The organism is Streptomyces sp. NPDC093221 (assembly GCF_044753885.1).
Lineage (GTDB): Bacteria > Actinomycetota > Actinomycetes > Streptomycetales > Streptomycetaceae > Actinacidiphila.
Map to the genome: position 1 here is coordinate 78,754 of NZ_JBIVOA010000002.1, position 23,243 is coordinate 101,996.

Sequence of the window (23,243 nt, forward strand, 5' to 3'; positions counted from 1 at the left end):
GGCCGGACGGCCGGCTCAGCCGTCCAGCGAGGTCATCACGTGCTTGATCCGCGTGTAGTCCTCGAAGCCGTAGCCCGACAGGTCCTTGCCGTAGCCGGACCGCTTGAAGCCGCCGTGCGGCATCTCGGCGACCAGCGGGATGTGGGTGTTGATCCACACGCAGCCGAAGTCCAGCCGCTTGGACATCCGCATGGCGCGCCCGTGGTCCTTGGTCCACACCGAGGAGGCCAGCGCGTAGTCCACGCCGTTGGCCCAGGCGACGGCCTGCTCCTCGTCGGTGAAGGACTGGACGGTGATGACGGGGCCGAAGACCTCGCGCTGGATGATCTCGTCGTCCTGCCGCAGCCCGGACACGACGGTCGGCGCGTAGAAGTAGCCGCGCTCGCCGACCCGGTGGCCGCCGGTCTCGACCTTGGCGTGCGCGGGCAGCCGCTCGATGAAGCCGCTGACCTGGGCGAGCTGGTTGGCGTTGTTCAGCGGCCCGTACAGCACGTCCTCGTCGTCCGGCAGGCCGGTCCTGGTCTCGGCGGCGGCCTTGGCGAGGGCCGCGGTGAACTCCGCGTGGATCGACTCCTGGACCAGGACGCGGGTGGCCGCGGTGCAGTCCTGCCCGGCGTTGAAGAATCCGGCGACGGCGATGTCCTCGACGGCCTTGGCGATGTCGGTGTCCTCGAAGACCACGACGGGGGCCTTGCCGCCCAGTTCGAGGTGGACCCGCTTGACGTCCTTGGCGGCCGATCCGGCGACCTCGATGCCCGCGCGTACCGAACCGGTGATGGAGGCCATCGCGGGCACCGGGTGCTCGACCATCGCCCGGCCGGTGTCCCGGTCGCCGCAGACGACGTTGAAGACGCCCTTGGGGAGGATGCCGCCGAGGATCTCGGCTAGCAGCACGGTGGAGGCGGGCGTGGTGTCGGACGGCTTGAGGACGACGGTGTTGCCCGCCGCGATGGCCGGGGCGAACTTCCACACGGCCATCATCATCGGGTAGTTCCAGGGCGCGACCTGCGCGCAGACGCCGACCGGCTCGCGCCGCACGATGGACGTCATGCCCTCCATGTACTCACCGGCCGAGCGGCCTTCGAGCATGCGCGCGGCGCCCGCGAAGAAGCGGATCTGGTCCACCATCGGCGGGATTTCCTCGCTGGCGGTCAGTCCGATCGGCTTGCCGGTGTTCTCGCTCTCCACCGCGATAAGCTCATCGGCGCGCGCCTCGATCGCGTCGGCGATCTTCAGCAGCGCCTTCTGCCGCTCCGACGGGGTGGCGTCGCGCCACGCGGGGAAGGCGGCCGCCGCGGCGGCCATCGCCGCGTCCACGTCGGCCGCGCCGGACAGCGGCGCGGTGGCGTACGCGTCGCCGGTCACCGGGCTGACCACCTCGGTGGTCCGGCCGTCCGCGGCGTCGCGGAACTCTCCGTCGATGTAATTGCGCAGAGTACGGAGTTCGGTCACGGCGCTTGCTCCCTGGTCGTACGAGTCCGGTGTCCACGGGCTGAGACGTTCCCCAGCTTAGCCGCAGGACTGCCGTATTCGACACACCCATCCCCCCTCAACAACCGATTCGGTACCACAGAGGGCCGTCGGCGACGATTTTCATCGTGAAGGGCTTGCGCGACCGTCGACCTCTCCTGCACAGTGGGGCGCGTGGCCACTCGGGACAAGAACGGCGGAGCGCCGTCGATAGACGCGGTGTCGAACGCGATCATCGAACAGCTCCAGCAGGACGGACGCCGTCCGTACGCGACGATCGGCAAGGCCGTGGGCCTGTCCGAGGCGGCGGTGCGGCAGCGCGTACAGAAGCTGCTCGACCAGGGCGTCATGCAGATCGTCGCCGTCACCGACCCGCTCACCGTGGGCTTCCGGCGGCAGGCGATGGTCGGCATCAACGTGGACGGCGACATCGACCCGGTCGCCGAGACCCTGACCGCGCTGGACGAGGTCGACTACGTCGTCATCACCGCCGGTTCCTTCGACCTGATGGTGGAGATCGTCTGCGAGGACGACGACCACCTGCTGGACCTGGTGAACAAGCGGATCCGGGCACTGCCCGGCGTCCGCTCCACCGAGACCTTCGTCTACCTCAAGCTGCGGAAGCAGACCTACACCTGGGGAACCAGATAGCCATGACCTCCACGAACCCCGCACCGTCCGCGACTGCCTCGGACTCCTCCAGGACCGCCCACGACCACCTGTGGATGCACTTCACCCGCATGTCGTCGTACGAGAACGCCCCCGTGCCGACCATCGTGCGCGGCGAGGGCACGTACATCTACGACGACCACGGCAAGCGGTACATCGACGGTCTGTCGGGGCTCTTCGTGGTCAACGCCGGGCACGGCAGGCACGAGCTGGCCGAGACCGCGTACAAGCAGGCCCAGGAGCTGGCCTTCTTCCCGATCTGGAGCTACGCGCACCCCAAGGCGATCGAACTGGCCGAGCGGCTCGCGCACTACGCGCCCGGCGACCTCAACAAGGTCTTCTTCACCACCGGCGGCGGCGAGGCCGTCGAGACGGCCTGGAAGCTCGCGAAGCAGTATCACAAGCTGACCGGCAACCACACCAAGTACAAGGTGATCTCACGGGCCGTCGCCTACCACGGCACCCCGCAGGGCGCCCTGTCGATCACCGGGCTGCCCGCCCTGAAGGCCCCTTTCGAGCCGCTGGTCCCCGGCGCGCGCAAGGTGCCCAACACCAACATCTACCGCGCCCCGATCCACGGTGACGACCCCGAGGCGTTCGGCCGCTGGGCCGCCGACCAGATCGAGCAGCAGATCCTCTTCGAGGGCCCCGACACCGTCGCCGCCGTCTTCCTGGAGCCGGTGCAGAACGCGGGCGGCTGCTTCCCGCCGCCCCCCGGCTACTTCCGGCGCGTCCGCGAGATCTGCGACCAGTACGACGTCCTGCTCGTCTCCGACGAGGTCATCTGCGCCTTCGGGCGGCTCGGCACGATGTTCGCCTGCGACAAGTTCGACTTCGTGCCCGACATGATCACCTGCGCCAAGGGCATGACCTCCGGGTACTCCCCCATCGGCGCCTGCATCATCTCCGACCGGCTCGCCGAGCCCTTCTACAAGGGCAACAACACCTTCCTCCACGGGTACACCTTCGGCGGCCACCCCGTCTCGGCCGCCGTCGGCATCGCCAACCTCGACATCTTCGAGCGCGAGGGCCTCAACCAGCACGTCCTGGACAACGAGGGCGCGTTCTTCGACACCCTCAAGAAGCTCAACGACCTGCCGATAGTGGGCGACGTCCGCGGCAACGGCTTCTTCTACGGCATCGAACTCGTCAAGGACAAGGCCACCAAGGAGACCTTCACCGACGAGGAGACCGAGCGCGTCCTGTACGGCTTCCTCTCCAAGGAGCTGTACGCCGCCGGCCTCTACTGCCGCGCCGACGACCGCGGCGACCCCGTCGTCCAGCTCGCCCCGCCGCTCACCTCCGACCAGTCCCTCTTCAACGACATCGAGGCCATCCTGCGCGGCGTCCTGACCGAGGCGTGGACCAAGCTCTGACGCTTCCAGCGCGCTCCCTCGGCGTGAGACGCCCTCGCCGTGCTTCTTTTGGGGGCGCGGGGAACTGGGTCACCCGCCTGCGTCAGGCAGGCGTCGGGGGCTTGTCACCCGGACGGGCGGCTCGCGGGGGACGTACGCCGTGCCTGCGGGCCGCAGGGGCTGACGGCGCCTAACCTCCCCGGAGGGGATTGGTTCGCGAACCGCGGAGGTAACGGCATGGTGGCCCCGCCGGACAATGACGTGTTGTGGGCCCGTTCGCTGCGCCACGCGCACGACGGGTCCCCCGCGCTGCTGGGTGTGTCGCTGGGCGTACGGCAGGGCGAGATCCTGGCCGTCGTGGGTCCGCGAGGCGCGGGCAAGTCGACGCTGCTGCGCTGCCTGTCGGGGCAGTTGGTGCCGGACGAGGGCGAGGTGTGGTTCAACAGCGCCCCGGTCCACACCCTCCCCGAGACGGCCAGGGACGAGCTGCGCAGGGACCGCTTCGGCTGGGTCGGCAGCACCTCGCAACTGCTGCCCGAGCTGACGGCCTGGGAGAACGCGGCGCTGCCGCTGCTGCTGCGCGGCACCAAGTACCGCGCGGCCAGGGCCGCGGCGCAGGAGTGGCTTGACCGGCTCGACATCGGGGCCGCCGCCCGCAAGCGCCCGGCCGAACTCCTCCAGGCCGAGCGGCAGCGGATCGCGGTGGCCCGCGCCCTGGTCACCACCCCGGAGATCGTCTTCGCCGACGACCCGGGCGCGCCGCTGCACCGCCCCGACCGCGCCCTGGTGATGCGGACCCTCACCAGCGCGGCCCGCTCGCACGGCATCACCGTCGTGCTCAGCGCCTGCGACCACGACATCGCGCCCTTCGCGGACCGCGTGATCCCGCTGCTCGACGGCCGGGTCAACGCCGCGATGCCCGCGCAGGAGCGGGATTCCGAGCCGACCGCGACGACGACGACGCGGGCCGCGTCCGTATGACCTCGACTGTCCACACCGCCCGTGCCCTTACGGGTGCCCGCGTCGGCGGGGCCGGTGCCGTGGCCATGGCCCGTACGGGGCGGCGGCCTGTGTCGGAAGGGAGCCGGGCGTGCTGAGTTTTCGTGTCGTACGCGGGGCGCGGTACACCGCGCTGGTGCGGTGGGTGCTGGTCGCCGCCGCGTCGGCGGCCACCGGGCTGCTGCTGCTGGCCGCGCTGGGATACGCCCTCGGGCACCCGCACCGGCCGGCCGACGCCGCCGCGCGGCTGGCGTGGTGCGCGCTGCCGGTCGTGGTGACCGTGCAGTTCGCGGTCGCCGCGGGGCGGGCGGTGCCCGCGCGGTGGCCGCGTCCCGGACTGGCCGCGGTGGGCCTCGGCCGGGTCGGCGTGGCCCTGCTCGCCGCGTCGGCGACCGCCCTGACCTGCGCGGTCGGCAGCGCGGTGGCCCTGCTGGCGTTTCTGCACCTGCGCGGCGACCTGACGGGCGCGCTGCCCTTCCACGGCGCCGCCTCGGACCTCCTCGGCGGCGGCGAACAGGTGCCGCTCGCGGGCGCGTTGACGCTGCTCGCGCTGGTCCCGGTGAGCGCCGCCGTCATCGGCGCGGCCCAGTTGTGGCCACCGCGCACCGTCTCCACCGCGCCCGCCCCCGCGACCCGCAAGGTCTCCGCGGCCGATCCGCCCGGCGGCCTGCCCTGGGGCGTCGCCCTGATCGCCGTCGGGCTCGCCGCCGAGGTGGCCGCGCCGCACGGCCACGAGGTGCCGATGCCCGGCGGTCTCGGCTCCATCGCGCCGCTCGCGCTCGGCGGCTGGGTCGTCGCCACCGCGGGCATGGTCCTCGCGGGTCCCGGCCTCGTGCACGCCTGCGGACGGCTGCTCGCCGCCTTCCGCCCCGGCGCGCTCCGGCTGCTGGCCGGACGGGCCCTCCAGGAGGAGGCCGGTGCGATCGGCCGCCCGCTCGGCGCCCTGTGCGCCACCGCCGCCGCGGCCCTGGCCGCGTACGACCTGCACCGCGGCGGCGCCCGCCCCTTCGGCCCCCTCACCGCCCTGGCCGGTGTCCTGATCGTGGTGTGCGTGGTGGCCACCGCGGGCACCGCGCTGCTGGAGGCCCGGCGCGGCCGGGAGCCCGCGATGGCCGCCCTGCGCCAGGTCGGCGCCTCCCCCGCGCTCCTGCGCGGCGCGGTCGCGCTGCGGGCGGGCGTCCTGCTGGCCGCCGCCGTCCCCCTCACGGCGCTGGTCGCCGTACTCACCACCGTCCCGCCGGGCCGGTGAGCCGCACCGAGGACTATCGTTCAGACGTGCCCGCCGACATCCCGCCCGCAGCGCCCGACGTTCCCCCAACTCCCGGACGGGACAGGGAAGTTGAGTCGCTGGCCGAATTCGACCAGGTCGCCCTGAGCGGTTCCTTCGCCGGATACCGCGTACAGGCCGTCGACCTGACCGACCGTACGTTCGCGCTCCTCGTCACCGACACCTCGCAGGCCGTCTTCCTCGGCTGCCCGATGGAGCCGCAGGCCCTCGCCCATGTGCGCGCGGGCGGCGCGCTGGTCTTCCCGCCCGTCCCCGACCTGCCCTTCGACCCGTACCGGGGCGCGCTCTACAGCCCCGACGAGCTGTACGCGGGCCTCGACGAGGACGGTTACGAGCGGACGCCGGACGCCCGTACGCACGCCTGGGCGCGCTCCGCCGCGGCGGAGGGCGACATACTCGCCTCGATGCTGCGCTCGATCCACGACGACGCCGTGTCCGACGCCCTCGACGAGCGCCTGCGCGGCCTCAGCGTGGTCGGCGTCATGGGCGGCCACGCCATGGAGCGCGGCTCCGACGCCTACGCGGGCGCCGCACGGCTCGGCCGCGACCTCGCCAGGGCCGGGCACACCGTCGCCACCGGCGGCGGCCCCGGCGCGATGGAGGCCGCCAACTTCGGCGCCTACGCCGCGCCCTACGACGACCTGATGCTCCGCAAGGCCCTCGCCGTCCTGGCCGGCGTCCCGTCCTTCGCGCCCTCCGTCGGCGACTGGGCCCGTACCGCCTTCGAGGTACGCGACCGCTGGCCGGACGGCGGACCCTCCTACGGGCTGCCCACCTGGTTCTACGGCCACGAGCCGCCGAACGCCTTCGCCTCCGGCATCGCCAAGTTCTTCGCCAACGCGACCCGCGAGGACGGGTTGCTCTCGCGCTGCACCGGCGGGGTCGTCTTCCTCCCCGGCGCCGCCGGGACCGTCCAGGAGATCTTCGACGCCGCCACCCCCGACTACTACTCCTCCCGAGGGGTTCCCGTTCCCCTCGTCCTCGTCGACCGCGTCCACTGGACCACCACTCTCCCCGCCTGGCCCCTCCTCACCGCCCTCGCCTCCGGCCGCCCCATGTCCCCCCTCCTCGCCCTCGTCGACTCCGTCGCGGAAGTCCCCGCCGCCCTGTCCAAGCTGGCCGCCCCCTAGAACGGCTCTCTGACCGAGACGGTCAGCCGGTCTTCTTCCCCAACGGGGCGGATCGGTTGTCGTCGGACCACCGGCCGGTGGCGGGTTGCTCGCGCGGTTCCCCGCGCCCCTGAAGGACCGGCCCTAGGGGCGGTGGGGGGCGTCCGCGAGGAGGACGACCTCTTCGGGGGCGAAGGTCACGGCGACCTCGGCGCCGACCTCGGGTGCCGCCCGCCAAGGGCACCCGGCTTCGAGGCGCGGCCCCGCCTCCGGCGCCAGGACGAGCGTGATGTGGTCGCCACGAAACGTGCGGGCGACGACAGTGCAGCGAAGCCCGGACTCGAGTCCGGTGAGGCGCACCCCGGCGGGCCGGATGAGCAGGTGGCAGGGCCCCTGCGGGGTGCCGGAGGGCACCGGCACCTTCCCCCACGGCGTATCGGCGAAGCCACCCCCGACGCTGGCGTCCACGATGTTGTCGAAGCCGAGGAAGCGGGCCACGAAGGGCGACACCGGCCGCTGCCAGACCTCCAGCGGCGTACCGGACTGCGCGATGCGCCCGTCGCGCATCACCACGACCCGGTCCGCGAGGGCGAACGCCTCGCTCTGGTCGTGCGTGACGGCCAGGACCGTCGTCCCCAGGCGACGGAAGAGTTCGCGCAGCTCCACGACAAGCCGTTCGCGCAGCGCCCGGTCGAGCTGTCCCAGCGGCTCGTCGAGCATGAGCAGGCGCGGCTCGGGGGCGAGGGCGCGGGCCAGGGCGACCCGCTGCTGCTCCCCGCCGGAGAGCGTGGCGACGCCGCGCCCGCCCGCGCCGGGCAGCCCGACGAGGTCGAGCAGTTCGCGCACCCGCTCCTCGCGCCGCTCCCGCGGCACCTTGTGCATGCGCGGCCCGAAGGCGACGTTGCCGCCGACGTCGCGCTGCGGAAAGAGCTGGTGGTCCTGGAACATCAGGCCGACGCCGCGCCGGTGCGCGGGAACGCCCGCCTGGTCGGCGCCGTCGAGCAGCACCCGTCCGCCGTCCAGCGGCTGGAGTCCGGCGACGGCCCGCAGCAGCGTGGACTTGCCGCTGCCGCTGGGCCCGAGCACGCACACCGTCTCGTGCGCGGCCACCTCCAGCGTGACGGCGTCCAGCGCGGCCCGCGCGCCGAACCGTACGGTCGCGTCCTCGACTCGCAGCAGCGTCATCAGAACTCCCCGGGTGAGGGGTCGGCGCCCCGGCCGCGCGGGCGCAGATTCTCCAGCACCAGCAGCGACGCGGCGCAGACCAGCATGAGGATGGTGCTCAGTGCCATGGCCTGGCCGTACGTGGACGGGCCCGCGCGGCCGAGCAGGCGGGCGACGGCGACCGGGAGGGTGGAGCTGTCGGGGCGGGCGATGAAGACGGTGGCGCCGAACTCGCCGAGCGACACGGCGAAGGCGAAGCCCGCGGCGACGGCCAGCGCCCGTCCGACGAGCGGGAGTTCGACCTCGCGCCAGACCCGTAGCGGTGACGCGCCGAGCACCGCGGCGGCCTCCCGCAGCCGGTCGTCGACGGCGCGCAGCACCGGCAGCATGACGCGTACGACGAACGGCACACCGACCAGCGCCTGGGCGAGCGGCACCAGGATCCAGGAGGACCGCAGGTCGAGCGGCGGCTTGTCGAGGGTGATCAGGAAGCCGAAGCCGACGGTGACGGCGGAGGTGCCGAGCGGCAGCATCAGCAGCGCGTCGAAGCCGCGGACCAGCCGTCCCGCCCTGCGGACGAGGGCCGCGGCGGCGAGCCCGCCGACCGTCAAGGCGATGACGGTGGCGACGGCGGCGTACCGCAGCGAATTCCAGACCGTCTCCAGCGGGGCGACGGTGAAGGTGCCGCCGCTCCGACCCGAGCCGACGGAGCCGAGCGAGCGGTAGAAGGCGAAGCCGTAGCCGTCCGGGCCGTCCAGCGAGCGGGCGACGAGCACGCCCAGCGGCAGCAGGATCAGCAGCGCGATGACGGCGAGCACTCCGGCGAGCAGCGTCCGCTCCCCCCTGCCGCGCGGCCGGTGCGCGGTGGTGGCCGCGTCGACCAGCCGCAGCGTGGACTCCCGGCGGCGTACGGTCCAGGCGTGCACGGCGAGGATCGCGGCGACGGCGGCGAATTGCAGCAGGGTCAGCACGGCGGCGGTCGGCAGGTCGAGGAGTTCCGCGGTCTGCCGGTAGATCTCCACTTCGAGGGTGGAGTACAGCGGGCCGCCGAGGATCTGGATCACGCCGAAGGAGGTGAAGGTGAACAGGAACACCATCAGCCCGGCGGCGGCCACCGAGGGGCCGAGCGCGGGCAGCGTGACCCGCCGCCAGGCGGCGAGCCGGCTCGCGCCGAGCATCCGCGCGGCCTCTTCCTGACGCGGATCGAGCTGCGCCCACAGGCCGCCGACGGTGCGGACGACCACCGCGTAGTTGAAGAAGACGTGCGCGATGAGGATCGCCCACACGGTGGTGTCCAGGCGGACGCCCCACAGCGAGTCGGTGAAGCCGCCGCGGCCGAGCAGCGCGAGGAAGGCCGAACCGGCGACCACGGTCGGCAGCACGAAGGGCACGGTGACGACGGCCCGCAGCAGCCGCTTGCCGGGGAAGTCGAGCCGCGCGAAGACGTACGCGCCGGGCAGGGCGACGGCCAGGGTCAGCGCGGTGGACGCGGCGGCCTGCCAGCAGGTGAACCACAGCACGTGCCGGATGGAGCCGTCGCCGAGGACGTCGCCGATCCGGCCGAGCTGCCACCGGCCGCCCTGGTGCAGGCCGCGGCCGACGATGGAGATCACGGGGTAGGCGAAGAACACCCCGAAGAAGGCGGCGGGCACGGCCATCAGGGCGAGCCGGATCGCGGTGCCGCGACCGGGTACGAGCGACCGGCCCCTGCCGCGTACCGCCGATGCCGTGCCGGTCGCGTCCGCCGTGCCGGTCGCGTCCGCCGTGCCGGTCGTGTCCGACGTATCGGCGTGGCCCGACGTATCGGCCGCGTCCGTCTTTTCGGCGCCGGGCGTCACTTGAGGACGATCGACGACCATGCCTTGACCCACTCGTCGCGCTTGGCGGCGATCTTGTCGGGCGCCAGCGTCTTCGGGTCGGTGATCTTCGCGCCGTATTTGGTGAACACCTCGGGCTCGGCGGCGTCCTTGCGCACCGGGTCGACGTACATCTGGAGGGGCATGTCCTCCTGGAACGTCCTGCTCAGCAGGAAGTCGATCAGCGCCTGGCCGCCCGCGGTGTTCTTCGCGCCGTGCAGCAGCCCGGCGAATTCGATCTGCCGGAAGCAGGTGCCGGTGGAGACCCCGGTCGGGGACTGGGCGGGCGCGGGGGTGACGCCCACGACCTCGGCGGGCGGGCTGGACGCGTACGACACGACCAGCGGCTTGTCGCCCTTGGCCTTCTTGCCTGCCGAGGAACCGGAGAAGCGGTCGTTGTACGCCTGCTCCCAACCGTCCACAACCTCGACGCCGTTGGCCTTGAGCTGCTTCCAGTACGACTGCCAGTCGGAGTCCCCGTAGGCGGCGGCGCTGCCGAGCAGGAAGGCCAGACCGGGCGAGGACGTCGCGGCGTTCTCGGTGACCAGCAGGTTCTTGTACTCCGGCTTGACCAGGTCCGCGAAGGTGGCGGGCGGGGCCAGCTTGTGCGCGGTGAAGTACGCCCGGTCGTAGTTGACGCAGACGTCACCGGAGTCGATGGGCGTCACCCGGTGCTTGGCCGCGTCGAGTTGGAGGTCGGCGGGCACCTGGTCGAGGCCCTTGGCCGCGTACGGGGTGAACAGGCCGTTGTCGAGCGCGCGGGACAGCAGCGTGTTGTCGACGCCGAAGAAGACGTCGCCCTGCGGGTGGTCCTTGGTGAGGATCGCCTGGTTGACGGCCGCGCCCGCGTCTCCGCCGCGCAGTACCTTGACCGTGTAGCCGGTCTCCTTGGTGAAGTCCTTGAGCACGGCGTCGGACGCCGCGAAGGAGTCGTGGCTGACCAGCGTCACGGTCTTGGACGTGCTGCCGCCGCTGGTCTTGGTGCCGCCCGAGTCGCTGCCGCACGCGGCGAGCGCGGTGGCGCCGACCGTGGCCAGGACGAGCGCGCCGATGGCACGCCGACGGATGGTGTTCATCTGTGCAGACTCCCTACGCCGGTATGACCCGGATCAGGTCCGAGGGTCTGCGGTCTCGTGGGCCGCACTCTCAGCGCCGTCTCAGGCGCTCCCCTGTCGGAATGTTCACTTGTACGTACTTGTGTGATTGCACGAGCACGATAGCAGCAGGTGCGAAAGGGCTGGTCAGCGCCGGGCCCCTATCGCGCCCGGCGCCTCAGCGCTCCGAGGCCGCGAGCTGGCCGCACGCGCCGTCGATCTCCTGGCCGCGGGTGTCCCGTACGGTCACGGGCACGCCGTGGGACTCGAGCGCGGCGACGAACGCCCGCTCGTCCTCCGGCCGGGAGGCCGTCCACTTGGAGCCGGGCGTGGGGTTGAGCGGGATCAGATTGACGTGCACCCGGTGGTTCTTCAGCATCCGGCCGAGCCGGTCCGCGCGCCACGCCTGGTCGTTGATGTCCCGGATCAGCGCGTACTCGATGGAGATCCGGCGGCCGGAGACCTCGGCGTAGTGCCAGGCCGCGTCCAGCACCTCGCGGACCTTCCAGCGGGTGTTGACCGGCACCAGGGTGTCGCGCAGCTCGTCGTCGGGCGCGTGCAGCGAGACCGCGAGGCGGCACTTCAGCCCCTCGTCGGCGAACCGGTAGATCGCCGGGACCAGGCCGACCGTGGAGACGGTGATGCCGCGCTGCGACAGGCCGAGGCCGTCCGGCTCGGGGTCGGTGAGGCGGCGGATCGCGCCGATCACGCGCTTGTAGTTGGCCAGCGGCTCGCCCATCCCCATGAAGACGATGTTCGACAGCCGCGCGGGCCCCCCGGGCACCTCGCCGTCGCGCAGGCTCTTCATGCCCGCGACGATCTGGTGCACGATCTCGGCGGTGGACAGATTCCGGTCGAGACCGGCCTGCCCGGTCGCGCAGAACGGGCAGTTCATGCCGCAGCCCGCCTGCGAGGAGATGCACATCGTGACCCGGTCCGGGTACCGCATCAGCACCGACTCGACGAGCGTCCCGTCGAACAGCTTCCACAGCGTCTTACGGGTGTCCCCGTCGTCGCACGACGCGTGCCGCACCACCGTCATCAGCTCCGGCAGCAGGTCCTCCGCCAGCTTCCCCCGCGCCGCGGCCGGAATGTCCGTCCACGCCGCCGGATCGTCGGCGTACCGCGCGAAGTAGTGCTGCGACAGTTGCTTCGCCCGGAACGGCTTCTCCCCGAGCGCGGCCACCGCCTCCCGCCGCTCGACGGGAGTGAGGTCGGCAAGGTGCCGCGGCGGCTTCTTGGCCCCACGCGGCGCGGCAAAAGTGAGTTCTCCGGGTACAGGCATGATCTGACAAGTGTCGCAGATCGAAATGGGTCGGCCGGTCGCCCGCTGGTCCGGGGGCTGTCGCTCGGGCGGCGGGCCGTCGGGGTCAGCCGGTGCCGACGAAGACGGCCAGGAGGAGCCAGACCACGGGGGCGGTGGGGAGCAGGGAGTCGAGGCGGTCCATGATGCCGCCGTGGCCCGGCAGGAGGGTGCCCATGTCCTTGATGCCGAGGTCGCGCTTGATCATGGATTCGCCGAGGTCGCCGAGGGTGGCGCTGACGGCGGCGGCGAGGCCGAGGAGGAGGCCCTGCCACCAGCGGCCGTCGTCGATGACGTACTGCATGAGCAGGGCGCCCGCGACCATGGCGAAGGAGATCGCGCCGAGCAGGCCCTCGCGGGTCTTGCCGGGGCTGATGCGGGGCGCGAGCCTGTGCTTGCCGAAGCGCCAGCCGACGGCGTAGGCGCCGGTGTCGCTGATCACGGTGAGCAGCAGGAAGACCAGGACGCGGCGCGGGCCGTCGTCGGCGGCGAGCATCATGACCACGAAGGTGGCCAGGAAGGGCACGTAGAAGGCGGCGAAGACGCCTGCGGTGACATCGCGCAGGTAGTTCTCGGGCGGCTCCGTCATGCGCCACACGAGGATGGCGAGCGCGGTGAGGGCCATCGCCACCCAGGCGCCGTCCGCGCCGCGCAGATACCCGGCGATGATCATCGCCGTACCGCCGGCCGCGATCGGGATCAGCGGGGCGCGGATGCCCTTGCGCTCCGCCAGCCGCGAGGTCAGCTCCCAGACGCCGACGGCGGCGGCGACGACCACGACGCCGACGAACACCGCCTTCACGATGAAGAGCGAGGCGACGATGACCGCGCCGAGGCCGAGGCCGACCCCTATCGCCGCGCGCAGATTCCGCCCTGCGGACTTCTTCGCGGGGGGCTGCGGCGGCGGTGTCGGCTCCGGGGCGGTTGGCATAGGAGGAGTCTTCCTGCCGCGCCCGGAATCGGGTGCGGAACCCGCCGGATAGATGATCGTGTCATCCGCAATCGAGCCGTCGGCCGCGCCGTTGGTGACCGTGTCCTCGGGCGCTCCCCAGTGACCGGCGCGTGGCGAAGCGCCCCAGGAAGAGTCGTTCACTGAGCTTCGCCTCGCGTCGTCGTGTGTCGGCCGGGAAGGGCTGAGGGCGGGATCGTGCATACGGTCGTACTGCCGGTGTCCGGACGGGCGTCAGGAACGGTGCCCGGACAGGCGTGTCCGGACGGACTGAGATGTCCGGGGCGGTGTTTCCGGGGCGGGCCCGGGGGCCCGGCCCGGTCAGACCTCCAGCAGCTCGGCTTCCTTGTGCTTGAGCAGCTCGTCGACCTGGGCGACGTACTTCGACGTCGTGTCGTCCAGCTCCTTCTCCGCGCGGCGCACCTCGTCCTCGCCCGACTCGCCGTCCTTGACGAGCTTGTCGAGGGTCTCCTTGGCCTTGCGGCGGACGCTGCGGATCGAGATCTTGGCGTCCTCGCCCTTGGTCTTGGCGACCTTGATGTACTCCCGGCGCCGCTCCTCGGTGAGCTGCGGGAACGCCACCCTGATGATCCGGCCGTCGTTGCTCGGGTTGACGCCGAGGTCGGAGTTGCGGATCGCCTCCTCGATGTTGCGCAGACTGCTGCTGTCGAAGGGGGTGATCACCGCCATCCGCGGCTCGGGCACCGCGAACGAGGCGAGCTGGTTGATCGGGGTGGGCGCGCCGTAGTACTCGGCCACGATCTTGTTGAACATCGCGGGGTGCGCCCGGCCGGTACGGATCGCCGCGAAGTCCTCCTTGGCGACGACGACGGCCTTCTCCATCTTCTCCTCGGCCTCGAGGAGGGTCTCTTCAATCACCATGTGCTCCTGGTATTCAGAAGGCGGAGCCTGACGGTCGGGCCCCTGCGCGCGTCTTTCCTGCACGGTGTCCGACCGGCAGCCTGTTGTCCATCCCCGGACCGGGCGAACCGGGACGTGTCACCACCCGGCGCTCGGGCGGTCATTAAGCCCTGGAGCCCCGGTCGTTGACCAGCGTGCCGATCTTCTCACCCTTCACGGCCCGCGCGATGTTCCCTTCGGCGAGCAGCTCGAAGACGAGGATCGGCAGCTTGTTGTCCTGGCAGAGGGTGATCGCGGTGAGGTCGGCGACCCGCAGGTCGCGGGTGATGACCTCGCCGTACTCCAGGGCGTCGAACTTCACCGCGTCCGGGTTCAGCTTGGGGTCGGAGTCGTAGACCCCGTCGACCCCGTTCTTGCCCATCAGCATGGCCGCCGCGTCGATCTCCAGGGCCCGCTGGGCGGCGGTGGTGTCGGTGGAGAAGTACGGCATGCCCATACCGGCGCCGAAGATGACGACGCGGCCCTTCTCCAGATGCCGTACGGCCCGCAGCGGGATGTACGGCTCGGCGACCTGGCCCATGGTGATCGCGGTCTGCACGCGGGTCTCGACGCCCTCCTTCTCCAGGAAGTCCTGGAGGGCCAGGCAGTTCATGACCGTGCCGAGCATGCCCATGTAGTCCGAGCGGGCCCGGTCCATGCCGCGCTGCTGGAGTTCTGCGCCGCGGAAGAAGTTGCCGCCGCCGACGACGAGGGCGATCTCGTAGCCGTCCGCGACGACCGCGGCGATCTCGCGGGCGATGGCGTGCACGACGTCGGGATCGACTCCGAGACCGCCTCCCCCGGCGAACGCCTCGCCGGACAGCTTCAGCAGATAGCGGCGGTGGGCGGTGGTGTGGTGGGCCGTATCGGCGCCTTTGTCCATGGAGATCTCCTCGTGCACGTACGAAGGAGGCCATTGCCGCGGGTCCTCGTGGGTTCCCTGTACGGCAATGGCCTCCTCGTCACATCTGCGGCCGGTCGGCGGGCGGCCGACCGCGTACGACCCTAGCCGGGCCGTCGGTCATTCGCTGCTTTCGTGTCCAGCGCGATCAGACGCCGACGCGGAAACGCGCGAAACGCTTCAGCGTGACGCCGGCCTCGTCCAGCACCTTCTGGACGGTCTTCTTGGAGTCCTTCGCGAAGGCCTGCTCCAGGACGACGTTCTCCTTGAAGAAGCCGTTCACCCGGCCCTCGACGATGCGCGCCAGGGCGGCCTCGGGCTTGCCCTCCTCGCGGGCGGTGGCCTCGGCGACGCGACGCTCGTTCTCGACCGTCTCGGCCGGGATCTCGTCGCGGGACAGGGCGGTCGGCGCGAAGGCGGCGATGTGCTGGGCGACGTCCTTGGCGACCTGCGCGTCGGCCTTGTCCAGCTCGACCAGGACGCCGACCTGCGGGGGCAGGTCGGGGCTGGTGCGGTGCAGGTAGGAGGTCACGTAGGTGCCGGAGAACTGGGCGAAGCGGTCGAGCACGATCTTCTCGCCGAGGGTGGCGTTCGCCTCGTCCACGTACGCCTGGACGGTCTGGCCGTCCTTGATCTCGGAGCCGAGCAGCGCCGTGATGTCGGCCGGCTTGCTGGCGGCGACGTGGGCGGCGATGGCGTCGGCCACGGCGACGAACTTGTCGCCCTTGGCGACGAAGTCCGTCTCGCACTTCAGCTCGACGAGGACGCCCTCGGAGTTGTCGGCGGCGATCAGGGAGACGACCGCACCGTTGGAGGCCGAGCGGCCCTCGCGCTTGGTGACGCCCTTCTGGCCCTTGACCCGAAGGATCTCGACGGCCTTGTCCAGGTCGCCTTCGGCCTCCACAAGGGCGTTCTTGCAGTCCATCATGCCCGCGGCGGTCAGCTCGCGGAGCTTCTTGACGTCAGCGGCGGTGAAGTTCGCCATGGGTTTAAGTCTCTTCCCGAATGGTCGGTGGATCTACGGGTGGACGGCGGGGGCATGGGCCCCCGCCGTCGTCACGCGTGGTTCACGTCGTACGCGTCGTACGCGATACGCGTCCTGCTGCTGTGCGGTTGACCGGTGGTGCCGGTGTGCCGTCGGTACGGGTCGGAACAGGCTCAGGCCTGCTCGGACTCGCCCTCCGTGGCGGCCGGGGCGGCGTCGGCCGGAGCCTCGGCGGTCTCGGCGTCGGCCGGGGCGGCGTCGGCCGGAGCCTCGGCAGCGGCGGCGGTCGCGTCGGCGGCGGGCGCCTCGTCGGCCTTCTTCTCGCCCTCGAGCAGGTCACGCTCCCACTCGGCGAGCGGCTCGGCGACGCCTTCGGCCTTCTTGTCACCGGTGGCGGCACCGGAGCGGGCGATGAGGCCCTCGGCGACGGCGTCGGCGATCACACGGGTGAGCAGCGTGACGGAACGGATCGCGTCGTCGTTGCCCGGGATCTTGTAGTCGACCTCGTCGGGGTCGCAGTTGGTGTCGAGGATCGCGACGACCGGGATGCGGAGCTTGCGCGCCTCACCGACGGCGATGTGCTCCTTCTTGGTGTCGACGATCCAGACGGCGCTCGGCACCTTCTGCATCTCGCGGATGCCGCCGAGGGTCTTCTCCAGCTTGTCCTTCTCGCGGGAGAGGACCAGCAGCTCCTTCTTCGTGAGGCCGGACGCGGCCACGTCGTCGAAGTCGATCTCCTCGAGCTCCTTCAGGCGCTGGAGGCGCTTGTAGACGGTCGAGAAGTTGGTGAGCATGCCGCCCAGCCAGCGCTGGTTGACGTAGGGCATGCCGACGCGGGAGGCCTGCTCCGCGATGGCTTCCTGCGCCTGCTTCTTGGTGCCGACGAACATGATGGAGCCGCCGTGCGCGACGGTCTCCTTGACGAACTCGTAGGCGCGGTCGATGTACGACAGCGACTGGAGCAGGTCGATGATGTAGATGCCATTGCGCTCGGTGAAGATGAAGCGCTTCATCTTCGGGTTCCAGCGACGGGTCTGGTGCCCGAAGTGGACGCCGCTCTCCAGCAGCTCCCGCATCGTGACGACGGCCATGGCCGTACTCCTTGAGGTACTCGGTTATCGCGACCGCCGGACGGCGGTCGCGCCTGACGTCCCGACGCGCCGTGCCACGAGGGACCGAGGGGCGCGGCCACCGTCCCGATGAGGGGAGTGGGTGGCGGGGCGTGCGAAGTCGACCCGGTGACCCGGATCGCCAGAGAAAGTGTACGGGACCGGTGGAGTGCCGGGCGACACCCGAGTTATCCACAGGCCAGGACCATGATCATCTTTCGCCGCCCGGATCCGGGATGCTCGTGCCATGGCACTTCACATGTGGTTGACGGTGGTGATGACGGCTCTGCTGACGGCCCTCCCCGGCGGCACGGGGACGGCTGGCGGCACGGGGACGGCGAGCGGCGGGGGGTGCGCGGGCGCCGGCTCGGACGCGCGCTGCTGGCCCGTGACAGGGCCGGGAGTACGGGGGCGGCCGGCGGTGCTGCGCGCCTTCGAGCCGCCCGCGACGCCCTATGCCGCGGGACACCGCGGGGTCGACTTACGCGCGGGGCCGGGGAGCGTGGTGCGGGCGGCGGCTCCCGGCGAGGTGACCTTCGCGGGGAAGGTGGCGGGCACCGATGTCGTCGTGCTGCGGCTCGACCGGCCGGACGCGAGCCTGCGCGTCACCTATGAGCCGGTACGGGGGACGGTCGCGGTCGGCACCCGGCTCGCGGCGGGCGGGCCGTTGGGAGTGGTGACCGACTCCGCCGTCCACCGCTCACCCGGTTGCCTCCACTGGGGCCTCCTGCGGGGTGACGTCTACCTCGACCCGTTGACCCTGCTGCCGCCGTGGCTGCTGCGCGCGGGGCCCTCCCGGCTGCTGCCGGTGTTCGGCGCGGCGGCGGACGGGACGGTACGGAAGGCGGAGGCGGCAGCCCGGGTCAGGGGCGGCCGGTCACCCCGTGCAGCGCCATCGTGACGGCCGACTCGGTGATGTGGACGGGGTCTTCTGCGGCGCCGAGTTCGATCCGGCGGACCGCGGCGTCGACCACGCCTTGCAGGAGCATGGCGGTCAGGCGGGGCTCGGCGTGGCCGAGGGCCGCGAGGGCGGCGCCGACCATCGTGACCAGGCCGCCGTGGGCGGCGCGGATCTTCTCGCGGGCGCCCGCGTCCAGTTCACCGGCGGAGATCGCGACGACGGCGCGGTGGCGGCGGTCGCCGACCAGCGCGAGCTGGCTGCGTACGTAGGCCTCGATCTGGCCCTCTGCGGTGTCGGCGGCCTGCATGGCGGCCTCGACCTCGGCGGCCCAGACGGGGAAGTCCACGGCGCACAGCTCTTCGACCACCGCGGCGCGGGAGCGGAAGTACTCGTAGACCGAGGAGCGCGCCAGTCCGGTGCGCTCGGCCAGGGCGGGGAAGGTCAGCGCCTCCGTGCCGCCCTCGGACAGCAGCGAACGCGCGGCGTCCAGCAGGGCCTGGCGCTGCATCGTCCGGTGTTCGGCCACCGAGGCCGCTCGAATCCTGGGCATCCCACCACTGTAGACACTGTGCCGCGCCTGTCACCGCCCGACGTCGGCCAGCTTTGCCCGTAGTTGGAGGACGGACTTGGTGTGGATCTGGCTGACCCTGCTTTCGGTGACGCCGAGTACCTGGCCGATCTCGGCGAGTGTCAGGCCCTCGTAGTAGTAGAGGGTGACGACGGTCTTCTCGCGTTCGGGAAGGGTGTTGACCGCGCGGGCGAGCAGTCGGCGCAGCTCACGGTCCTCGGCGACCTCGACGGGGTTGTCGGCGCCGGTGTCCTCCAGGGTGTCGACGAGGCTGAGCCGGTCGCCGCCCTCGCCGCCCGCGTGCAGGAGGTCCTCCAGCGCGACGACGTTGGCCAGGGACAGCGCGCTGAACACCGCGTGCAGGTCTTCGATCCCGACGCCCATCTCCGCCGCCACCTCGGGCTCGCTCGGAGTGCGGCGCAGCTTGGCCTCAAGGGTGGCGTAGGCGCGTTCGACGGCGCGCGCCTTCTGCCGGACGGAGCGCGGGATCCAGTCGAGCGCGCGCAGTTCGTCGATCATGGCGCCGCGGATACGGGTGATCGCGTAGGTCTCGAATTTGATCGCGCGTTCCGGGTCGAACTTCTCGATCGCGTCAATGAGTCCGAACACCCCGGAGGAGACGAAGTCGGCCTGCTCGACGTTGGCCGGGAGTCCGACGCTGACCCGGCCCGCCACGTACTTCACCAGCGGCGAGTAGTGCAGGATCAACTGCTCCCGCAGCCGGGCGTCCCCCGTGGACTTATAGGTCCGCCACAGTTCGTCGAGCGACGTGGGGGCGGCTGGCCGAGGGGAGGTGCGGGGGGCGGTCGCCGCCGTCGCCCGCTCGGACCCGGGGGTGTACTGGGGCATGTGCCGTTTTGAGCCGTTCTGCCGAGACGTGGGCGGGAAATCGAGCCTCCGCGAGCGTAGCGTGACCATAGTGTCGCTTATTGCTACATCATCCATATGGGACATGCGCAGATACGTTCCTCTACCGGTGCGCGCTCACCGGACCGGCTATACCGCCCGGTACGGGGCCCGCGCGGGAGCCCCTCGGGTCATCATGGTGGGCCGCCGGGCCGCCCGCGGCCGGTCCTACGATCGTCCCAGGTCACGGCGGTTTCCTGTCACCTGATGGTGTGTCGATGGCGTCAACCCTCCCGACGCGGCGCGCCGTCGTGCGCGGTACGGACCAACTTCCACCGCCCGTCGTCGCGTTCGACGAAGCCGAGGGCCTGCAATTCGTAGAGCCGTCTCAGCGTGTCGTCGCTGGTGGACCCCACGGCGAGGGCGATCTCCTCTTCGCGGGCGTCCCCTTGACCGGGGAGCGCTTCCAGCACGCGGGCCGCCGCCGGGTCGAGCAGATCGCGCGGCAGTACGGGTCCGCGGCGGGCGGGTGCGAGGTCGGCGCCGATCTCCCCCACCATCTCGATGACTTCGGCCGCGTCGGTCACCACCACGGCGTCCCCGCGCAGCAGTTCGTGCACCCCTTCCGACAGACCGCTCGTGCAGGGCCCCGGCACCCCCATCGTCACCCGCCCCAACTGGGCGGCCCGCCGCGCGGTGACCAGGGAACCGCTGCGGTAGCGCGCCTCGACCACCACCGTGCCGCGGGTCAGGGCGGCGATCACCCGGTTCCGCAGCACGAATCTGCTGCGGGTGGGGTGGTCGCCCGGCGGCAGTTCACCGACGAGCAGGCCGCGTTCGGCGATCTCGCCGATCAACTGGGCGTTGCCCGGCGGGTACGGCACATCGACGCCGCTGGCCACCACGCCGATGGTGGCGCCGCCCGCCCGCAGCGCACCCCGGTGCACCACACCGTCCACCCCGTAGGCGGCTCCCGAGACCACCACCCAGCCCGCCCGTGCCAGTCCCCCGCCGAGCCGCGCCGCCATGTGGGCGCCGTAGTCGGTGCAGGCCCGTGCGCCGACCACGGCCACCGAGCGCAGTGCCCACAGCCGTAGCGACGGCTGCCCGCGCACCCACAGGCCGTACGGGCGCTGCGGCCCGAGGTCGTCCAACTGCCCCGGCCAGTCGGCGTCCTCGGGGCACACGAACCGTCCTCCGGCCCGGCGTGCGGCCTCCAGATCCCGCTCGGGGTCGGCCCGAACCGACCGCGTCCGGTATCCGTCGGTCCGGCGCGGACCGGCTCCGGGCAGCGCCTCCCCCTCCCGTAGCGCGCGCAGCACCTCTTCGGCTCCCCTCTCCCGCAGCGCCCGCCCCACCACCTCGTCCCCGGGATCGGCGATCCGCGTGATCGCCACCCGCGCCAACCGCTCCGCCTCCGGCACGGCAGCCGCCAAGGCAGGTACCGCCAAAGCGGGCACCGTCGGCGGGGGCACCGCCGGCGTCGGTGGACCGGCCCCACCGGCCGCGGCGCCGACCTGAGAGCCATCGGCGGCCTGCGAACCCCGGACCCTCCCTGCGCCAACCTCGGCGGCCGATCCGGTGGCCGTCTCCTCCCCCGGCGGCCCGGCCCCATCGGGGCCCGGCGCCCCCTTCCGCCGCCGCATCACACACCTCCCGCTACGGGCACCCCGCGGCTGACACCGGTCCTGAGGTGGAGCGCCTGGAAGACGTCGTCGACGTCGGGGCGGTCGTGGCCCGCGAGGTCGGCGAGGGACCAGGCGACGCGCAGGACGCGGTCGAGGCCGCGGGCGGTGAGCAGGCCGCGTTCCATGTCGCGCTCGGCGGGGTGCAGGGCGCCGGGGGCGACGTGCCAGCGGGTGCGCATCTCGTGGCCGGGGATCTCGCTGTTCAGCTTCCAGGGGGTGTCCCGGTAGCGGGTCGCGGCACGCTCGCGGGCGGCGACGACCCGGGCGGCGACGGTGGCGGTGGATTCGCCGGGGCCCTGGCCGAGGAGGTCGGATCTGCTGACGGATTCCACTTCGACGCGCAGGTCGACGCGGTCCAGCAGCGGCCCCGAAAGCCTGCCCTGGTAGCGGCGGACGGCGGTGGGCGAGCAGTCGCAGCCCTCGCCCAGCATCGAGTAGCGCCCGCAGGGACAGGGGTTGGCGGCGAGCACCAGCATGAAGCGGGCCGGGAGCCGCATCACGCCCGCCGCGCGGGCGACCACGACATGGCCCGATTCGAGCGGTTGCCGCAGCGCCTCCAGCGCCCGCACGCTGAATTCCGGAGCCTCGTCAAGGAACAGCACCCCGCGATGGGCGAGCGAGACCGCGCCCGGTCGGGGCAGTCCGCTGCCGCCGCCGACCAGCGAGGGCATGGTGGCCGAGTGGTGCGGCGCGCAGTACGGCGGGGCGTCGACCATGGGCCGTCCTGGCGGGAGGATGCCCGCCACCGAGTGGACGGCGGTGACCTCCAGGGACTCCTGGCGGGTGAGCGGCGGCAGGATGCCGGGCAGTCGCTCGGCGAGCATCGTCTTGCCCGCGCCCGGCGGGCCCTTCAGATACAGATGGTGTCCGCCGGCGGCGGCGACCTCCAGCGCGGTGCGGGCGGTCCGCTGTCCGGCGACGTCGGCCAGGTCGGGGCCGTGGCCGGTGAGCGAGGCGTCACCGAGGCTGCCGGCCAGTCCGGTCCCGACGCCGCCGCCCGGCACGGTCAGCCCGGCCAGTATCGGGTCGGGGCGGCCGTCCGCCCGCGCCGGGTCTTGGTCCTCCTCGGGGGCCAGCTCGTCGTTGAGGAGGGCGACGAGCTGCCGCAGGGTGCGGATGCCGAGGACGGAGACGCCGGGGACCAGGGATGCCTCGGCCGTGGTGCGCTCCGGCACCACGACGTGCCGGTATCCGGCGTCGGCCGCCGCCAGGACGGCGGGCAGCACCCCCCGGACCGGGCGGACCCGTCCGTCGAGTCCCAGCTCACCGATCATCATGAGATCGGCGATGGATCCGGGGGCGATGCGGTCGTTGGCGGCGAGGATCGCACACGCCACGGCGAGATCGAACCCCGAACCGCCCTTGGGCACCGAGGCCGGGCTGAGGCCGACGGTGAGCTTCTTCTGCGGCCAGACCTCGCCGCTGTTCACGATCGCGGCGCGCACCCGGTCGCGGCTCTCGGTGAGGCTCTTGTCGGGCAGTCCGACCAGGGCGAAGGCCGCCACGCCGGGTTCGAGGTCGGCCTGGACCTCGACCACGACGCCTTCGACGCCGATCAGCGCGACCGAGCACGTACGGGCGAAGCCCATCACGCCACCCCCCGCACATGCTCGACGCGGGCCGCGCCGCGGGCGGGCAGCAGGACGCCGACCAGGTCGATTCTCACGCCGCCCGGTGGCGCGCCGCCGTGTTCCGCCGCCCAGCGGTCGGCGAGCGACCGCAGCCGGTGGATCTGCCGCGGCCCGAGCGCCGCCATGGGGTGCTGGAAGCCGCCGTCACGGCGGGTCTTCACCTCGCACACCACCAGGGCGTCCCCCTCGGACGCCAGAATGTCGATCTCCCCGTCGCGCCCGCACCGCCAATTCCGGTCGAGCACGGTCAGTCCCGCGTCCTCCAGCCTGCGGGCCGCCAGCCCCTCGCCGTACCGCCCCAGCGCACCTCGTGCGTTCATGCGTACCACCTCCGTCACTCACTGTGACAGAGTTCGACCGCCGAAGATGATCTTGGTCCCAGCCTGTGGATAACTCCCCGCGACCCCGCACCGCGCCCCGCGCCTGGGCCCGCGCCAGCACCCGGCCCGCGCCCCACC

At 72.1% G+C, this 23,243-nt stretch carries 20 protein-coding genes, 1 pseudogene and 1 riboswitch; of the genes and pseudogenes, 6 read left to right on the plus strand and 15 right to left on the minus strand.

Annotated features, from left to right (window positions below; all coding sequences use genetic code 11):
* Positions 1-15: 15 nt before the first annotated feature.
* A complete protein-coding gene (locus ACIQCJ_RS06480) occupies positions 16-1,452 on the minus strand; it encodes a gamma-aminobutyraldehyde dehydrogenase (protein WP_401306106.1) in 1,437 nt (478 codons plus the stop codon).
* Between the two features lie 192 nt (positions 1,453-1,644).
* On the opposite strand from ACIQCJ_RS06480, the gene ACIQCJ_RS06485 reads away from it, so the two are divergent.
* From ACIQCJ_RS06485 to ACIQCJ_RS06505, 5 genes are all read left to right on the plus strand, one after another.
* Positions 1,645-2,121, plus strand: a complete 477-nt coding sequence (locus tag ACIQCJ_RS06485) for an Lrp/AsnC family transcriptional regulator (RefSeq protein WP_355346522.1) — start codon at positions 1,645-1,647, stop codon at positions 2,119-2,121.
* Between the two features lie 2 nt (positions 2,122-2,123).
* On the plus strand, positions 2,124-3,515 hold the full coding sequence (locus ACIQCJ_RS06490; RefSeq protein ID WP_355346519.1) for an aspartate aminotransferase family protein: 1,392 nt from the start codon (positions 2,124-2,126) through the stop codon (positions 3,513-3,515).
* A 216-nt stretch (positions 3,516-3,731) separates the two neighbouring features.
* Complete coding sequence (locus ACIQCJ_RS06495; RefSeq protein WP_391161438.1) at positions 3,732-4,475, plus strand: ATP-binding cassette domain-containing protein; 744 nt, start codon at positions 3,732-3,734, stop codon at positions 4,473-4,475.
* 109 nt (positions 4,476-4,584) lie between these two features.
* The gene (locus ACIQCJ_RS06500) at positions 4,585-5,742 is read left to right on the plus strand and encodes a hypothetical protein (protein WP_402710887.1); all 1,158 of its coding nucleotides are present in this window, start codon (positions 4,585-4,587) and stop codon (positions 5,740-5,742) included.
* Positions 5,743-5,768: 26 nt separating this feature from the next.
* Positions 5,769-6,911, plus strand: a complete 1,143-nt coding sequence (locus ACIQCJ_RS06505; protein ID WP_402710888.1) for an LOG family protein — start codon at positions 5,769-5,771, stop codon at positions 6,909-6,911.
* Positions 6,912-7,034: 123 nt separating this feature from the next.
* On the opposite strand, the gene ACIQCJ_RS06510 is transcribed toward ACIQCJ_RS06505, so the two are convergent.
* The 9 genes from ACIQCJ_RS06510 to rpsB form a co-directional block, all read right to left on the minus strand.
* Positions 7,035-8,075, minus strand: coding sequence for an ABC transporter ATP-binding protein (locus ACIQCJ_RS06510; RefSeq protein ID WP_402710889.1), 1,041 nt, complete (start codon positions 8,073-8,075; stop codon positions 7,035-7,037).
* A complete protein-coding gene (locus ACIQCJ_RS06515) occupies positions 8,075-9,712 on the minus strand; it encodes an ABC transporter permease (RefSeq protein ID WP_402711266.1) in 1,638 nt (545 codons plus the stop codon). The genes ACIQCJ_RS06510 and ACIQCJ_RS06515 overlap by 1 nt, the downstream gene beginning before the upstream one ends.
* 176 nt (positions 9,713-9,888) lie before the next feature.
* Complete coding sequence (locus ACIQCJ_RS06520) at positions 9,889-10,986, minus strand: thiamine ABC transporter substrate binding subunit (protein WP_402710890.1); 1,098 nt, start codon at positions 10,984-10,986, stop codon at positions 9,889-9,891.
* Positions 10,980-11,091: riboswitch (TPP riboswitch) on the minus strand. (Overlaps the previous gene by 7 nt.)
* A 91-nt stretch (positions 11,092-11,182) precedes the next feature.
* Complete coding sequence (gene rlmN, locus ACIQCJ_RS06525; protein WP_355346501.1) at positions 11,183-12,289, minus strand: 23S rRNA (adenine(2503)-C(2))-methyltransferase RlmN; 1,107 nt, start codon at positions 12,287-12,289, stop codon at positions 11,183-11,185.
* Between the two features lie 85 nt (positions 12,290-12,374).
* Positions 12,375-13,400: a phosphatidate cytidylyltransferase gene (locus ACIQCJ_RS06530; RefSeq protein ID WP_391161444.1), complete on the minus strand. Its 1,026-nt coding sequence runs from the start codon at positions 13,398-13,400 to the stop codon at positions 12,375-12,377.
* A gap of 177 nt (positions 13,401-13,577) precedes the next feature.
* Positions 13,578-14,135, minus strand: a complete 558-nt coding sequence (gene frr / locus ACIQCJ_RS06535) for a ribosome recycling factor (RefSeq protein ID WP_188281238.1) — start codon at positions 14,133-14,135, stop codon at positions 13,578-13,580.
* A 145-nt stretch (positions 14,136-14,280) separates the two neighbouring features.
* Complete coding sequence (pyrH, locus tag ACIQCJ_RS06540) at positions 14,281-15,039, minus strand: UMP kinase (RefSeq protein ID WP_355346495.1); 759 nt, start codon at positions 15,037-15,039, stop codon at positions 14,281-14,283.
* A gap of 166 nt (positions 15,040-15,205) precedes the next feature.
* On the minus strand, positions 15,206-16,042 hold the full coding sequence (gene tsf / locus ACIQCJ_RS06545; RefSeq protein WP_391050340.1) for a translation elongation factor Ts: 837 nt from the start codon (positions 16,040-16,042) through the stop codon (positions 15,206-15,208).
* A gap of 173 nt (positions 16,043-16,215) precedes the next feature.
* On the minus strand, positions 16,216-17,133 hold the full coding sequence (rpsB, locus tag ACIQCJ_RS06550; RefSeq protein ID WP_402710891.1) for a 30S ribosomal protein S2: 918 nt from the start codon (positions 17,131-17,133) through the stop codon (positions 16,216-16,218).
* A 265-nt stretch (positions 17,134-17,398) separates the two neighbouring features.
* Between rpsB and ACIQCJ_RS06555 the strand changes: the two genes are divergently transcribed.
* The gene (locus tag ACIQCJ_RS06555) at positions 17,399-18,052 is read left to right on the plus strand and encodes a peptidoglycan DD-metalloendopeptidase family protein (protein ID WP_402710892.1); all 654 of its coding nucleotides are present in this window, start codon (positions 17,399-17,401) and stop codon (positions 18,050-18,052) included.
* Here ACIQCJ_RS06555 and ACIQCJ_RS06560 read toward each other — a convergent pair.
* The 5 genes and pseudogenes from ACIQCJ_RS06560 to ACIQCJ_RS06580 form a co-directional block, all read right to left on the minus strand.
* A complete protein-coding gene (locus ACIQCJ_RS06560; RefSeq protein ID WP_355346483.1) occupies positions 18,015-18,602 on the minus strand; it encodes a helix-turn-helix domain-containing protein in 588 nt (195 codons plus the stop codon). The genes ACIQCJ_RS06555 and ACIQCJ_RS06560 overlap by 38 nt on opposite strands.
* A 30-nt stretch (positions 18,603-18,632) precedes the next feature.
* Positions 18,633-19,469 carry an RNA polymerase sigma factor WhiG gene (gene whiG, locus ACIQCJ_RS06565; RefSeq protein ID WP_355346480.1) on the minus strand — a complete coding sequence of 279 codons (837 nt, stop codon included), beginning with the start codon at positions 19,467-19,469 and terminating at the stop codon, positions 18,633-18,635.
* A gap of 281 nt (positions 19,470-19,750) precedes the next feature.
* Entirely contained in the window at positions 19,751-20,917 is a 1,167-nt protein-coding gene (gene dprA, locus ACIQCJ_RS06570; protein ID WP_402710893.1) for a DNA-processing protein DprA, read from the minus strand.
* Positions 20,918-21,111: 194 nt separating this feature from the next.
* Positions 21,112-22,743, minus strand: coding sequence for a YifB family Mg chelatase-like AAA ATPase (locus ACIQCJ_RS06575; protein WP_402710894.1), 1,632 nt, complete (start codon positions 22,741-22,743; stop codon positions 21,112-21,114).
* Positions 22,743-23,127: pseudogene (locus ACIQCJ_RS06580) on the minus strand (YraN family protein). The gene ACIQCJ_RS06575 and the pseudogene ACIQCJ_RS06580 overlap by 1 nt, the downstream one beginning before the upstream one ends.
* Positions 23,128-23,243 lie beyond the last annotated feature (116 nt).